This is a genomic window from Mycobacterium alsense (genome assembly GCF_002086635.1).
Taxonomy (GTDB): domain Bacteria; phylum Actinomycetota; class Actinomycetes; order Mycobacteriales; family Mycobacteriaceae; genus Mycobacterium; species Mycobacterium alsense.
Genome location: NZ_MVHD01000080.1, coordinates 1 through 14,384 on the forward strand (window position 1 = coordinate 1; position 14,384 = coordinate 14,384).

Sequence of the window (14,384 nt, forward strand, 5' to 3'; positions counted from 1 at the left end):
GTTCTGCCCGGCGGCCGACCCGCTGGCGCCACCGCCGCCGCCGTTGCCCTTCCCCGGTGCGCAACCCGTGGCCTCGGGCCCGGCCGCCGGGCAGAACCCAACGCCGTTCATGGGCACGCCGCCGTTCGGGCCGCCGACGATCCTGCCGAAGAACGGCTCGACAGTCGGGGTCGGCCAGCCGATCATCATCAACTTCCCGGGCCGGGTCGACGACGCGGGCGCCGCGATCGACGCGGTGCACGTGTCGTCGGTGCCGCCGGTGCCCGGCAAGTTCTACTGGATGACCCCGACGCAGCTGCGCTGGCGGCCGTTGAGCTTCTGGCCCGCCCATACGGCGGTCACCATTGACGCCGGCGGTACGGTGTCGAGCTTCCAGACGGGGGACACCCTGATCGCCACGGCCGACGACGCCACCCACCAGCTGACCGTCACGCGCAACGGCACCGTGGAGAAGACCATCCCGATGTCGATGGGGATGTCGTCCGGAAACCACCAGACGCCCAACGGCACCTACTACGTGCAGGAGAAGATGCCCTCGGTGGTGATGGATTCCTCCACCTACGGGGTCCCGGTCAACTCGACCTACGGCTACAAGGTGACCGTCGAACTGGCCGTCCGGTTCGACAACGTCGGCGACTTCGTGCACAGCGCCCCGTGGTCGGTGGACGACCAGGGCAAGCGGGACGTCAGCCATGGCTGCATCAACATCAGCCCCAGCAACGCGAGGTGGTTCTACGACAACTTCGGCGCCGGGGACCCGATCATCGTGAAGAACTCCACGGGCGGCGACTACAAGAAGAACGACGGCTCCAGCGACTGGATGACGTAGCGCCCTAGCGCCGAGTCACTTTCGCCGAGCACTTTCGCTTGCCGGCCGATTATGTATAGCATCATACATATGTCGGGCCCACGCGAGCGGATGGTCGTCTCCGCCGCGCTGCTGATCAGGGAGCGCGGCGCGCACGCCACCGCGATCTCGGACGTCCTCGAGCACAGCGGGGCGCCGCGCGGGTCGGCCTACCACCACTTCCCCGGCGGGCGGACCCAGCTGCTCTGCGAGGCGGTCGACTACGCCGCCGAGCACGTCGGCGCCATCATCAGCGGCGCCGAGGGCGGGGTCGAGCTGTTGGACACCCTGATCGCCAAGTACCGAAGCCAGTTGCTGGACACCGACTTTCGCGCCGGCTGCCCCGTCGCGGCGGTCTCCGTCGAAGCCGGCGAGCAGCAGGACCGCGAGCGGATGGCCCCCGTGACCGAGCGCGCGGCGGCGGCGTTCGACCGGTGGACCGACTTGATCGCCGCGTGTTTGATCGCCGACGGGATACCGCGCGAGCGGGCGGGCGAGTTGGCGGTGTTTATGACCTCGGCGCTGGAGGGCGCCATCCTGCTGGCCCGGGTGCGACGCGACCCCGCGCCGCTGGACCTCGTCCATCGCCAGCTGCGCAGCCTGCTGCTGGCCGCCGCGCCGGATGCGCCGGATGCGCCGGAAAGGAAGTCGAACAGATGACCGGTGAATGGCAGCCGACCGCGTGCATCCTGTGCGAATGCAACTGTGGCGTCGTCGTGCAGGTCGAAGACCGGCGGCTCGCCCGCATCCGGGGCGACAAGGCGCACCCGGCGTCGCGGGGCTACACCTGCAACAAGGCGCTGCGCCTGGACCACTACCAGAACCACCGCGCCCGCCTGACCTCGCCGATGCGCCGGCGCGCCGACGGGACGTTCGAGGAGATCGACTGGGACACCGCGATCGTCGAGATCGCCGAGGGGTTCAAACACATCCGTGACGCCTACGGTGGGGACACGATCTTCTACTACGGCGGCGGCGGGCAGGGCAACCACCTGGGCGGGGCGTACAGCGGCGCCTTCCTGAAGGCGCTGGGGTCGCGGTACCGGTCGAATGCGCTGGCGCAGGAGAAGACCGGCGAGGCGTGGGTCGACGCGCAGCTCTACGGCGGCCACACCCGGGGGGAGTTCGAGCACGCCGAGGTTTCGGTGTTCGTCGGCAAGAACCCGTGGATGTCGCAGAGCTTCCCCCGGGCCCGGGTGGTGCTCAACGAGATCGCCAAGGACCCGGCCCGGTCGATGATCGTCATCGACCCCGTCGTCACCGACACGGCCAAGATGGCCGACTTCCACCTGCGGGTGCGGCCCGGGACCGACGCCTGGTGCCTGGCGGCGCTGGACGCCGTGCTGGTGCAGGAAAATCTCTGCAACGAAGCGTTTTTGGCCGAGCGCGTGCACGGCGCCGACGCCGTTCGCGCCGCGCTGCGCGGGGTGCCGATCGCCGACTACGCGCAGCGCTGCGGCGTGGACGAGGAGCTGCTCCGGGCCGCCGCGCGCCGCATCGGCGGCGCCGCGAGCGTCTCGGTGTTCGAGGACCTCGGCATCCAGCAGGCGCCCAACAGCACCCTGTGCTCCTACCTGAACAAACTGCTGTGGATCCTCACCGGGAACTTCGCGAAAAAGGGTGGGCAGCACCTGCATTCGACGTTCGCGCCGTTGCTCGGCCAGGCGTCCGGCCGCACCCCCGTCACCGGCGCGCCCATCATCGCGGGGCTGGTGCCGAGCAACGTCGTGCCCGAGGAAATCCTGACCGACCACCCCGACCGGTTCCGGGCCATGATCGTCGAAAGCAGCAACCCGGCCCACTCGCTGGCCAACTCGGCCGCCTGCCGCGAGGCCTTTCGGTCGCTGGAACTGATGGTGGTCGTGGACGTGGCGATGACCGAGACCGCCCGGCTCGCGCACTACGTGCTTCCCGCGGCGTCGCAGTTCGAGAAGCCGGAGGCCACGTTCTTCAACTTCGAGTTCCCCGGCAACACTTTCCAATTGCGCCGCCCGCTGCTGCCACCGCTGCCGGGCACGCTGCCCGAGCCGGAGATCTGGGCGCGGCTGGTGCGCGCGCTCGGCGTGCTCGACGACGCCGACCTGCGCCCGCTGCACGAGGCCGCGGCGCGGGGCCGCCGGGCCTACGCCGAGGCGTTCCTCGCCGCGGTGGCCACCAATCCGACCGTGGCGAGGCTGGTTCCGTTCGTCCTCTACGAGACACTGGGGCCGACGCTGCCCGACGGGATGGCCGGTGCGGCCGCCGCGTGGGGGCTGGCCCAGAAGACCGCGATGGCGTATCCCGACGCGGTCCGTCGGGCCGGCCACGCCGACGGCGACGCGCTGTTCGATGCGATCCTCGACAACCCGTCCGGGGTCACGTTCACCTTGCACACCTACGAGGACGACTTCGCGCTGATCGGCCACGCCGACCACAAGATCGCGCTGGAGATCCCCGAAATGCTCAGCGACCTGAGGGCGTTGGCGGCCGCGCCGTCCGAGCTGACCACGCCGGAGTTCCCCATCGTGCTTTCGGTCGGCGAGCGGCGCGCCTACACCGCCAACGACATCTTCCGCGATCCGGCCTGGCGCAAGCGCGACGCCGACGGGGCGCTCCGCGTGAGCGTCGAAGACGCCCAAACCCTCGGGCTCGTCCAGGGCGGCCGCGCCCGCGTCAGCACCGCGGCCGGCAGCGCGGAGGCGACCATTGAGATCACCGAGACCATGCTCGCCGGACATGCGGCCCTGCCCAACGGTTTTGGCCTCGACTACGTGGGCGAGGACGGGGTCATCGTCGTCCCGGGCGTCGCCCCCAACGCGCTTACCTCCACCGGGTGGCGCGACCCTTACGCCGGCACGCCGTGGCACAAGCACGTGCCTGCGCGCATCGAAGCCTGCGGCAGTTACCTCCAGGCGCTAGTTCCAGATGCGGACGCGGCTTTCCGGCTCGAGGTACAGCGCGTCGCCCTGGCCCACGCCGAAGGCTTCGTAGAAGGCGTCGACGTTGCGGACGACGCCGTTGCACCGAAACTCCGGCGGTGAATGCGGGTCCACCGCCAGTCGCCGGATCGCCTCCGCCTCACGTGATTTGGTGCGCCACACCTGGGCCCAGCCGTAGAAGACCCGCTGCACGCCGGTGAGGCCGTCGATGACGGGGGCGGGCCGGCCGCTCAGTGACAGCTGGTAGGCCAGCAGCGCGATCGACAACCCGCCCAGGTCGCCGATGTTCTCGCCCACCGTGAACGCGCCGTTGACATGGTGGGCGGCGTCGAGCCCGCGGGGTGTGTAGGCCTCGTACTGCTCGATCAGCGCCCTGGTGCGGGCGCCGAACTCGGCCCGGTCGTCGTCGGTCCACCAGTCGACCAGGTTGCCGTCGCCGTCGTACTTGGCGCCCTGGTCGTCGAAGCCGTGCCCGATCTCGTGCCCGATGACCGCCCCGATCCCGCCGTAGTTGGCGGCGTCGTCGGCCTCGGCGTCGAAGAACGGCGGCTGCAGAATGGCTGCGGGGAAGACGATTTCGTTCATCCCGGGGTTGTAGTAGGCGTTGACGGTCTGCGGCGTCATGAACCACTCGTCGCGGTCCACCGGCCCGCCGAGCTTGGCCAGCTCGCGGTCGTGGTTGACCGCATAGCCGCGCCGATAGTTGCCGTACAGATCGTCGCGATCGATGACCAACGCCGAGTAGTCGCGCCACTTCGCCGGGTAGCCCACCTTGGCGGTGAACTTGTCCAGCTTGGCCAGCGCGCGCTCGCGGGTCTGCGGCGTCATCCACTCCAGCTCGCCGATGGACGCCCGGTAGGCCGCCTTCAGGTTGTCCACCAGGGCGTCGATGCGGGCCTTGGCGCCCGGCGGGAAATGCCGCTCGACGTACAGCTTCCCGACGGCGTCGCCCATCAGGCTCTCCACCAGGGACACCGCCCGTTTCCAGCGTTCCCGGATCTGCTCGGCGCCCGTCAGCAACCGGCCGTAGAACTCGAAGTCCGCGGTGACGAGCTCGTCGGTCAGCCAGGCGGCGCGGGCGCGGATCAACCGCCAACGCGCCCAGCGCTTCCAGTCCTCAATGTCCTCGCTGTCCCACAGCGCGGCGAACGCGCTCAGGTAATCCGGTTGGCGCACAACCACTTCCGCGAGGGCAGCCGGGGTGCTGCCCAGCGCGTTCGCCCAGCCGGCCCAGTCGAAGCCCGCCGCGTCGTCGCGCAGCGAGGCGAAGGTGCGCAGGTTGTAGCTGAGGTCGGCATCGCGGCGCTTGACCACGTCCCAGTGCGCGGCGGCCAGTTTGGCCTCCAGCGCCACGATGCGGTCCGCGGTGTCCGCGTGCTCGCCCGCGCCGCCGCCGTAGACGAGCCCGAGCATCCGCGCGATGTGTCCCGGGTACGCGGCCAGCACCGCGGCGTGGCGCTCCTCGCGGAAATACGATTCGTCGGGCAGGCCGATGCCCGACTGGGTGAAGTGCACCAGGTAACGGGCCGAATTCTTGGCGTCGGTGTCCACGTACATCGCGACACCGCCGACGACGCCGGTGCGCTGCAGGGCGCCCATCGCGGCGGCCAACGCGGCGGGGTCCGCGGCCGCGTCGATCGTCTCCAGTTCGTCGAGCAGCGGCCGCAGGCCCCGGCGTTCGACGGCGTCCTCGTCGAGGAAGCTGGCGTAGAGGTCGCCGATGCGTTGGCGGTCCGTGCCCGGCGGCGCGCCCCGCCGGCTGACCTCGGTGATGAGGTCGCGCACCTGCTCCTCGGCGCGGTCGTACAGGTGGCGGAACGCGCCGTCGGTCGCGCGGTCCGGGGGAATCTCGTAGTCGGCGAGCCAGCGGCCGTTGACATGGCCGAAAAGGTCGTCTTGGGGGCGGGCGTTCGCGTCGACGAAGCTCAGGTCGACGCCCGATCGGATGGCCTCTACAGTCACCCCGCCATCCTTCCATCTTCTTTTGGATGCGACGATCGGGCCATGTCCGACGGTGCCGAAGACGCTGACGAGCCCGAACACACGGCCGGACAGGTCTTCTCCGTCTACGGCATCGCCTCGACCGTGCTGGGCCTGCTGGCCGTCGCCGCCGTCGTGCTCGGCTACCTGATCTGGTCCGGGCACCGCGACGAGGTGGGCGAACGCACCTACCTGACGCGCGTCATGCGGACCGCCGCCGAGTGGACGGGCGTGCTGATCAACATGAACAGCGGCAACGTCGACGCCAGCCTGCAGAAGCTGCACGACGGGACCGTCGGCGACCTCAACAACGACTTCGACGCGGCCATCGATCCCTACCGGCAGGTGGTGCAGAAGCTGCAGTCGAAGAGCGTCGGGCGCATCGAGTCGGTCGCCGTCGAGGCGGTGCACCACGACCTGGACAGCCAGCCCGGCGTTGCCAAGCCGGTGGTCACCACCAAGCTGCCTGCGTTCGCGACCCGGTCGGACTCGGTCATGGTGGTGGCGACGTCGATCAGCGAGAACGCCGGCGCCAAGCCGCAGACGGTGCACTGGAATTTGCGGCTCGACGTCGCCAACGTGGACGGCAAGCTGATGATCTCCGGGCTGGGATCCATCCGATGAGAAACGTCTGGAGGCTGCTGGCCTTCGACATCGTCGCGCCGCTGGCCGCCGTCGCCGCGCTGCTGGCGATCGGCGTCGTGCTGGGCTGGCCCCTGTGGTGGGTGTCGGCGTGTTCGGTGCTGGCGCTGCTCATCGTGGAGGGGGTGGCCGTCAATTTCTGGCTGCTGCGCCGCGACTCGGTGAGCGTCGGCACCGACGACGACGCGCCCGGGCTGCGGCTGGCGGTGGTGTTGCTGTGCACCGCCGCCCTGTGCGCGGCGGTGCTGACGGGCTATACCCACTGGACGCGGCCGGACCGCGATTTCACGAACGATTCCCGTGACGTGGTTCGGGTCGCCACCGCGATGGCCGAGGCCATGGCGTCGTTCACCCCGAGCGCCCCGGCGACCTCCATCGACCGGGCCGCGGCGATGATGGTGCCCGAACAGGTCGGCGCGTTCCGGGACCAGTACAAGAAGTCCAGCGCCGATCTGGCCCAGCACAACGTCACGGCGCAGGCCGCCACGCTTTCGGCCGGGGTCGAGGCGCTCGGGCCGGCCGCGGCCAGCGTGGCCGTCATCCTGCGGGTGACCCAGAACGAGCCCGGCCGGCCCCCCGGCCGCGCGGCGCCCGCGCTGCGGGTGATGCTGAGCAAACGCGACAACACCTGGCTGGTGACGGACGTGTCGCCGATCAACTCGCGGTGAGGCTCAGTTCGACTCCGGCGTCCGCTTCACCTTGACGAACCGGTCGGACAGGCGTCGCATCCGGATCATCAGCGCGGAGGTGGGGCTGACGCTGCCGTCGAGGTAGGTGCGCAGGTCCTCGGGCGAGACCCCGATGCGCGACGCGAATTCCTGTTCGGCCAGCCCCGACCGGTCGATCAGCAGCCGGATGTGGCGGGCCACCTCGGCGCGTTCGTTGGCCTCCAGGTGGGTGCGCGCGCGCTCGAGCACCTCCCAGAGGGCCTTGGCGATGCCGTAGGGGCGGGTGCCCTCGAGGACCTCCTCGACCTGGCGCGCCGTCCGGCCGAAGGGATCGCGTTTGAGCGCCGCGGCGATGCGTTTCCAGGTGGCGATGTCGCCGCCCTGCAGCGCCGCGCGGATCGCGGACGTCGGCCAGAACTCCACCGGCTGGTCGGGGTCCTGAAAAGCTCCGGGGACGCCGCCGCCGGGCCCGTGCTGTCCGTCGGCGGGCCGCTGGGGTGGCGGTGCGGGGCGCCGGTCGGGTGCCAACGTCACCTCGCCTCCTCCAGCATCGCCACGGCCACCGACAGGCAGCGCTGTTTGACCATGTCCCAGTCCGCTTTGCCGTCGGACTCCGACGACGGGTCGTCACTGAAATCGGAAGGGTGCGGATCCGCGAGCTGGCGGATCAACTGGGTGGCCATCCATTCCCGCCGGGGCGCTTGACAACAGTAATACCTGTCCATCCCGGCCAGCACCACAGCGGCGGTCTCCGGCTCCACCGTGTCCACCATGTCAGCAAAGTCGGCGAAATCGCGGCTGCTGTTACGGCACATGATCAAGTAGCCCTTGAGACGCAGCGCCTCGGCGCCCGTCGGGACGAGCAGCCGATCGCCCGTCGGCAACTGCACGTGGGTGGTCTCCACGGGGCTGCGCCGTTCGTAGCTTGGCCCGGTCCCGGCCTTGGCGGCCCCCGTCTGCAGGGCGTCGAGGGCGACCGACAACCGCCCGCGCCACAGCGTGACCGGGTGCACCGGCCGCTCGCCGGCGATCGCGCGGGCGATGCCGTTGCGCGCGGCCAGGCCGTTGACCAGTTTCTTGGCGGCCGAGTGACCGTTGGCGGCGGCTTTGACGGAAGGGCCCCCCGCGACCGGGACGCCCGCGCCGTCGTCGTCGATGTTGACCTGGTGGGGAATCTGCCCGGGGCCCGGGCCACGGCTTCCGGCGAGGCTCTCCGAGACGCCTTGCGTCACTTTGCCGTTGGCGCCGCACCCGGTGAAGGCGAGCGGGTCGGCCACGCAGATCGCGTCGGGCGCCAGGTGCTTGAGCTTCGCCGCCGACTTGAGCACCATCCGCAGGTCGGCGCTGGGTGGCGTCAGCGAGGAGATGTCGTCGGGGATGACCACCACGTCACCGAGGTCGACCTCGGGCAGGGGGCGGTCGAAGTCGACCGACGGCAGGACGCGACGCAGCCAGCCGGGCAGCCACCAGTTCCACTGGGCGAACATCGCCATCAGCGCCGGGACGAGGACCAGGCGCACCACGGTGGCGTCGACCGCGATCGCGACGGCGCACGCCACACCGATCTCGGCGACCAGCGGCATGCCGGCGAACGCGAAGCCGATGAACACCGCGATCATGATCAGCGCGGCGCTGGTTATCGTGCGTGCGCTGGTGCTCACGCCGTGGGCGACCGCGTCGCGGGTGTTCCCTGAGTGCAGGAAGCGTTCCCGGATGCGGGCGAGCAGGAAGATTTCGTAGTCCATCGACAGCCCGAAGGTCATCGCCAGCACCAGCGGCGGCACGGTGCTGTCGATCGAGCTGATGTGGCTGAAACCCAGGTCCTGCAGCCAGCCCCATTGAAAGACCATCACCAGGCTGCCGTAGGCGGCGGCCACCGACAGCAACGTCATCAGCACGCCCTTGAGCGCCAGGAACACCGAGTGGACCGAGATCAACAGCATGACGAAGGCGATCATCGCCACGAAGAGCAGCACCAGCGGTTCGGTCTGCGACACCCGGTCGTCGAAGTCCTTGATCAGCGCCGTCGGGCCGCCCACATCCACCCGTGCGGTCCCCACGCCGGGAACCCTGGGCAGCTGCGTGCGCATCCAGCCGACGGTGTCGCGGGCCTTCATGTCCTCGGGGTCGACGGTCAACACCGCGGACACCAGGGCGCTGCCGTTGTCCTCGGCGAACTGCGGGGGCGACACCGACACGATGTTGGGGGCCTGCGTCATACGCTGACGGATCGCGCCGACCGTCTGGCTGTGCTCGGGTGAGGCCGCACCGCCGTCGGGGAAGCTGACCAGCACCCGGACCGGGCCGAGCGCGCCGGGCCCGAGCGCCTGGGCGGCCGCGCCCACCCCGGCGCGGATCTCGTGGGACGAGTCGAACTGGCGCAGCAGGCTGTTGCCCAGCACCATCGACGCGGCCGGCGCGGCCATGACGAGCAGCACCACCGACGCCGCCACCGCCGACGCCCACGGCCGGCGCATCACGAACCCGACCCAGCGGTTCCAGAACCGGGACTGCGCGCCCTCGGGCTGCCGGGACCAGCGCAGCAGCGCCGACCTCTTGGCGGCCGCCCGGCCGAAGGTCGCCAGCGCCGCGGGGGTCAGGGTCGCCGAGGTCAGCATCGCCACCGCGACGGCCAGGATCGCCCCGGTGGCCATCGACTTCAGCGCCGGGGTGTTGATGATGTAGATGCCGGTCAGCGACGCGATGACGGTCATCCCGGACAGCACCACCGCCAGCCCGGACGTGGCCATCGCCGCGTCGACGGCCTCGGTCGGCTGGCGCCCCGAGCGCAGTTCCTCGCGGAAGCGCATCAGGATGAACAGCGAATAGTCGACGGCGAGCGCGATGCCGAACATCGAAACCGTCGACGTCACGAACACCGACATCGTGGTGTACGCCGACAGCAGGTAGACCAGGCCCATCGTCACGACGACCGTGCACACGCCCAGGGCGAGCGGGATCGTCGCGGCGGCCAGCGAACCGAACACCGCCAGCAGGACGACCAGGATGATCGGCAGGTTCCACCGTTCGGCGGCGGCGATGTCGTGCTTGGTGTTCGCCGCCGCGGCGGCGCTCAGCGCGCCCTGGCCGATGACGTAGAGCCGCACCCGGCCGTTCGCGGTCTGCCCGGACTGGTCATCCTTGATGCCGACCTTGTTGCGCAGCTGCTTGGCGAGGTCGCTGGTGCCGGCGTTGCGGGCGTCCAGCCGCAGCGAGATTACGTAGGGCCGGTCGGGTTGCGGCGGGCGCTGGGTGGGGTTGGGCACCTCGGTCACGCCCGGGAACTCGCCGGCGACGCTGCGCAGCAGCGCGACCGCGTCGTTGATGTCGGCGTAGCTGGCATCCGGGCGGGGGGCGGCCACCAGGGCCAGGGAGGACGCGCCCTGGTCGTGGTAGAGGTCCTCGAGCTGGTCGTGGACGGCCAGCGACTGGGAACCGGCCACCTCGAAACCGCCGCCGGTGAGGTTTTCCGACTGCGTCATGGCCAGATAAACGGCGGGGACCAATGCCAGCAGCCAGCCTGTGAAGACCAACCAGCGGTGCTTACGCAGGCTGCGGCTGAGGCGCATCATGAACTGCTGGATTTCGTCGCTCCCCGGGTTCTCGCGCAGTGCGGTCACGCGAGAATACCGCAGGGGGCTGTGGATTATGTCGGGTTATCTTGTTCCTGAGCTGCAACGACACGGATGTTGCCAAGAAGCTGCGGAGTCGTTGTGAACCGGTGACCAAGCTTTGGCTTTTGTCGAGCTCCCGCGCGGATGGCAGGATGGCGGATGGCCGCGCGTGGGGCGGGGGATTTTCGCCACGAAGAGCCGTCCATTGCAACCGTTTGCGAGGCGTCCCGCATTGCGCGCCGTCGCGAACTTTGAGGAGTGACCCATGACGACAGGCACCGCGACCGGGCGCCGCAGACTCGTGGCAGGGCTGATCGCCACCGCGGCGCCCGCCGCCGCCTTTGCGGTCCTGGCCGGGCCGCCCGCGACGGGCGCCAACGACCCCTGCGCTGCCAGCGAGGTCGCCCGGACCATCGGCTCGGTCTCCAAGTCGATGGGTGACTACCTGGACTCGCACCCGGAGACCAACCAGTCGATGACCGCGATGCTGCAGCAGCAGGCGGGCCCGCAATCGCTGACCGGGCTGAAGTCCTACTTCGAGGCCAACCCCAAGGTCGCCGGGGACCTGACGTCGATCGCGCAGCCGCTGACCAACCTGTCGATGCAGTGCAAGCTGCCGATCACGATCCCGCAGGCGATGGGCATGATGCAGCAGGCGCAGGGCGCCGCGGGATCCCCGGCCGGTACCCCGCCGGCCGCGGGCGCGCTGCTGCCCGGCGTCACGGTGGGCGGCGCCCCGAAGCCGAACAGTGCTCGATAGAGGCCGGCTAGTGGCCGGCTAGGGGCCGGCTGAAAACCCCTGGCTACGCCCTGGGCTCACCACTCGGTGCCGTCGACCCGCGCCGGGCGCTCAGGGATTCGGTTCGGGCGGCGGTAACGGGCCCTGCAGCGCGGCCTCCGTCGGGTCGGCGCACGGATCACCACCCGGGCCCTCCCGCACGACGGGCAGCGGGCCGGTGATGGGCTCGTCGTCGTCGTCGGGGTCGTCGATCTTCTCGGTGCGGAACACGAAGAAGAACACCACCCAGCCGACGGCGGCGATGAACAACCAGCTGATCAGCCGGTAGATGAGCATGGCCGAAATGGCGCTGGGCAACGACATCCCGCTGGAGACCAGGCCGGGCACCAGCACCGCCTCCACCACCAGCAGCCCACCGGGCATCAGCGGTATCGTGCCGACGGCGCGCGCGGCCGCGTAGGCAACCGTCAGCCCGGCGACCGACGCGTGGTCGCCGGCGGCGTAGGCGGCGAAGCCCAGGCAGGCCACGTCGGCGACCCAGTTGAACATCGACCAGCTGAACGCCACCCCCAGGTCGCGGCGGCCCAGGCTCACCGACTCGAGCTGCATCAGGGTCTCGCGCCACTTGTCCAGGCCGGTGTCGGTCGGCTTGCCGCGAATCGAGTTGGCCCAGGCCAAAACCCGGCTGCCGATGCCTTCGATCAGCTCCGGGCGCGACGCCACCGCCTGCGCCAAAATCAACAACGCGACGAAGCCGCCGAGCGTGAAGAGCAACGAGAACGGGTTGTTCTTGGCGCCCAGGAAGAAGGCCCCGCCCAGGCCGAGCAGCGCCAGCCCCACCGCCTGCAGCACGCCCGACATCACCAGCTGCCACGAGGCCACCACCGCCGACGCGCCCCACAGCCGCTGCTGACGGAACAGGAACGTCGCCGAAAGCACGGGCCCGCCCGGCAGCGTGGTGCTCAACGAGTTGGCGGCGTAGAACGCGGCCTCCGACCGGAATTGCTTGACGTTGACCCCGGCCGATCTCAGCAACGTGCGCTGGATCTGGGCGAAGCTGTGCATCGAGGCGGCCGCCGCCAGCACCGCGGCGAGCAGCCACCACAAGTTGGCCTCGTTCAAACTCATCCACGCCTTGGCCAGCTGGTCCCAGCCGAGCGCGATCTCGACAGCAAGCACGATCGCGACGATGCCGAGAATCACCCAGCGCACCCACCAGTACCTGCCGCGCGGGGCGTGCCCGGGCGTCAGGTCCAGCTTGCGGAGGGGTGCGTCGTGCGACACGTGCTTTAGGGTAACCGCGCAGGTGGCGCGCTCAGCGGGGCGCGGCACCGACCGTGTCTGGGACGTTCTGGGGTCGTAACCGGATCGTGCCGGCCACCGGCCTCCACCGGGCGTCCCGAGCGGGCGTCGGAACGCATCGGCGCCGGATAGGCTGACCAGATGCCGGCAAACCTTGGCCATGCCTCCGACCTCCCCGAAGCCGCATCCGTCGAGCCCCTCGTCCGAAAGGCCGCGGCATGGTCGTGGCGTTTGCTGGTCATCCTGGCCGCCGCGGTCGCCCTGCTCTGGGTGGTGAAGAAGCTCGAAGTCATCGTCGTGCCGGTGTTGCTGGCGTTGATGATCAGCGCTTTGCTGGTCCCGGCGGTCGACTGGATCGACAAAAGGGGCCTGCCGCGCGGCGCCGCGGTGACCCTGGTGCTGCTGAGTGGGTTCGCGATCCTGGGCGGCATCCTGACCTTCGTCATCCTGCAGTTCATCTACGGCCTGCCCGACCTGACCGATCAGGTGACCCGCAGCATCGACTCCACCCGCCGATGGCTGATCGAGGGGCCGCTACACCTGCGCGGCGAACAGATCTCCAACGCGGGCGACGCCGCGATCCAGGCGCTGCACAACAATCAGTCCAAGATCACCAGCGGCGCGCTGTCCACCGCGGCGACGATCACCGAGGTGGTCACCGCCGCCGTGCTGGCGCTGTTCACGCTGATTTTCTTCCTCTATGGCGGGCGCAACATCTGGCAGTACGTCACCAAGATCTTTCCCGCCAACGCCCGGGACCGGGTGCGCGAGGCGGGCTTCGCCGGATACACGTCGCTGATCGGCTACGTGCGGGCCACCTTCCTGGTCGCCCTGACCGACGCGGCGGGCGTCGGCACCGGTCTGGCGATCATGGGCATCCCGCTGGCGCTGCCCCTGGCCTCGCTGGTGTTCCTGGGCGCGTTCATCCCGCTGATCGGTGCGCTGATCTCGGGCCTGCTGGCCGTCGTGGTGGCCCTGCTGGCGAAGGGCATCGTCTACGCGCTGATAACGCTGGGTTTGCTGATCGCGGTCAACCAGCTGGAGGCCCATTTGCTGCAGCCGTTGGTCATGGGACGCGCGGTCTCGATTCACCCCCTCGCTGTGGTGCTGGCCATCGCCACCGGCGGGGTGCTCGCCGGCATCGTCGGCGCCCTGCTGGCCGTCCCGACGGTCGCGTTCCTCAACAACGCGATCCAGGTGCTGCTCGCCGGGGATCCGGAAGCGGAGGCCGAAAAGCAGGCCGAGGGGGACCAGGACGACGAGGTGGGGGTGGTCGTCCAGGCCAAGCCGGACGATCCCGACGGGCGGTCCGACTGAGCGGGCGGGCGGCTAAAGCCGTCCCTCGCGGCGCAGCAGATCCTGCGCGCTGACGGCGCCACCGCCCCCGCCGGCCCGTCGGCGCTGGCGCGGGTTCTCCCCGTTGTCTCCGCCGTCGCCACCGTCACCATTGTCACGGGGGCCGCCGGGGCCGCCGGGCCCGCCCTGCCCGCGGGCGTTCAGCTGCTGGGAGGCCGCCTCGGAATCCGTGGCGTCGGTCCGCATGACCGGCATGGCCGCGGTCGGGTCGGCCGGGTCCGTGCCCTCGCCGGAATGGTTGGCGGGCACCGGGATCGCCTGGGTCTGGCCGCTGGAGGGCGTTGGCGGGGGCCCCGCGGGGCGCGGCGCGGGCTGGGG

Annotated in this window: 10 protein-coding genes and 2 pseudogenes; 7 read left to right on the forward strand and 5 right to left on the reverse strand. The window is 70.2% G+C overall.

The window, feature by feature from the left end; translation table 11 throughout:
• The 3 genes and pseudogenes from BST11_RS25360 to BST11_RS25370 form a co-directional block, all read left to right on the forward strand.
• Window positions 1-829 (forward strand): L,D-transpeptidase (locus BST11_RS25360; RefSeq protein WP_142276564.1); only part of this gene is annotated, 829 nt, incomplete at its 5' end.
• Window positions 830-898: 69 nt separating this feature from the next.
• Window positions 899-1,507, forward strand: a complete 609-nt coding sequence (locus BST11_RS25365) for a TetR/AcrR family transcriptional regulator (RefSeq protein ID WP_083140979.1) — start codon at window positions 899-901, stop codon at window positions 1,505-1,507.
• Window positions 1,504-3,714: pseudogene (locus BST11_RS25370) on the forward strand (molybdopterin-dependent oxidoreductase); the annotation flags it as partial. The gene BST11_RS25365 and the pseudogene BST11_RS25370, both read left to right, overlap by 4 nt.
• 27 nt (window positions 3,715-3,741) lie before the next feature.
• On the opposite strand, the gene BST11_RS25375 reads toward BST11_RS25370, so the two are convergent.
• Window positions 3,742-5,727 carry a M13 family metallopeptidase gene (locus BST11_RS25375; RefSeq protein WP_083140980.1) on the reverse strand — a complete coding sequence of 662 codons (1,986 nt, stop codon included), beginning with the start codon at window positions 5,725-5,727 and terminating at the stop codon, window positions 3,742-3,744.
• A gap of 42 nt (window positions 5,728-5,769) precedes the next feature.
• Between BST11_RS25375 and BST11_RS25380 the strand changes: the two genes are divergently transcribed.
• Both BST11_RS25380 and BST11_RS25385 read left to right on the forward strand, forming a co-directional pair.
• Entirely contained in the window at window positions 5,770-6,369 is a 600-nt protein-coding gene (locus BST11_RS25380; RefSeq protein WP_142276565.1) for a hypothetical protein, read from the forward strand.
• The gene (locus tag BST11_RS25385) at window positions 6,366-7,055 is read left to right on the forward strand and encodes a hypothetical protein (protein ID WP_083140981.1); all 690 of its coding nucleotides are present in this window, start codon (window positions 6,366-6,368) and stop codon (window positions 7,053-7,055) included. Before BST11_RS25380 ends, BST11_RS25385 begins: the two co-directional genes overlap by 4 nt.
• 3 nt (window positions 7,056-7,058) lie before the next feature.
• Here BST11_RS25385 and BST11_RS25390 read toward each other — a convergent pair whose 3' ends face one another.
• Complete coding sequence (locus BST11_RS25390) at window positions 7,059-7,589, reverse strand: transcriptional regulator (RefSeq protein WP_083140982.1); 531 nt, start codon at window positions 7,587-7,589, stop codon at window positions 7,059-7,061.
• Entirely contained in the window at window positions 7,586-10,627 is a 3,042-nt protein-coding gene (locus BST11_RS25395) for an MMPL family transporter (RefSeq protein ID WP_083140989.1), read from the reverse strand. Before BST11_RS25395 ends, BST11_RS25390 begins: the two co-directional genes overlap by 4 nt.
• A 307-nt stretch (window positions 10,628-10,934) precedes the next feature.
• Between BST11_RS25395 and BST11_RS25400 the strand changes: the two genes are divergently transcribed.
• Entirely contained in the window at window positions 10,935-11,429 is a 495-nt protein-coding gene (locus tag BST11_RS25400; protein ID WP_083140983.1) for a hemophore, read from the forward strand.
• Between the two features lie 90 nt (window positions 11,430-11,519).
• Here the strand turns inward: BST11_RS25400 and BST11_RS25405 are convergent, their stop codons facing one another.
• Window positions 11,520-12,692 carry a lysylphosphatidylglycerol synthase transmembrane domain-containing protein gene (locus BST11_RS25405; protein ID WP_083140984.1) on the reverse strand — a complete coding sequence of 391 codons (1,173 nt, stop codon included), beginning with the start codon at window positions 12,690-12,692 and terminating at the stop codon, window positions 11,520-11,522.
• A gap of 159 nt (window positions 12,693-12,851) precedes the next feature.
• On the opposite strand from BST11_RS25405, the gene BST11_RS25410 reads away from it, so the two are divergent.
• Entirely contained in the window at window positions 12,852-14,027 is a 1,176-nt protein-coding gene (locus BST11_RS25410) for an AI-2E family transporter (protein ID WP_083140985.1), read from the forward strand.
• Window positions 14,028-14,039: 12 nt separating this feature from the next.
• Here BST11_RS25410 and BST11_RS25415 read toward each other — a convergent pair.
• Window positions 14,040-14,384, reverse strand: a pseudogene (locus BST11_RS25415) (hypothetical protein); the annotation flags it as partial.

Coding starts and splice junctions, on each gene's coding strand:
- BST11_RS25380 (WP_142276565.1), top strand. CDS start 5,770: ATGTCCGACGGTGCCGAAGACGCTGACGAGCCCGAACACACGGCCGGA.
- BST11_RS25410 (WP_083140985.1), top strand. CDS start 12,852: ATGCCGGCAAACCTTGGCCATGCCTCCGACCTCCCCGAAGCCGCATCC.
- BST11_RS25395 (WP_083140989.1), bottom strand. CDS start 10,627: ATGATGCGCCTCAGCCGCAGCCTGCGTAAGCACCGCTGGTTGGTCTTC.
- BST11_RS25400 (WP_083140983.1), top strand. CDS start 10,935: ATGACGACAGGCACCGCGACCGGGCGCCGCAGACTCGTGGCAGGGCTG.
- BST11_RS25385 (WP_083140981.1), top strand. CDS start 6,366: ATGAGAAACGTCTGGAGGCTGCTGGCCTTCGACATCGTCGCGCCGCTG.
- BST11_RS25365 (WP_083140979.1), top strand. CDS start 899: ATGTCGGGCCCACGCGAGCGGATGGTCGTCTCCGCCGCGCTGCTGATC.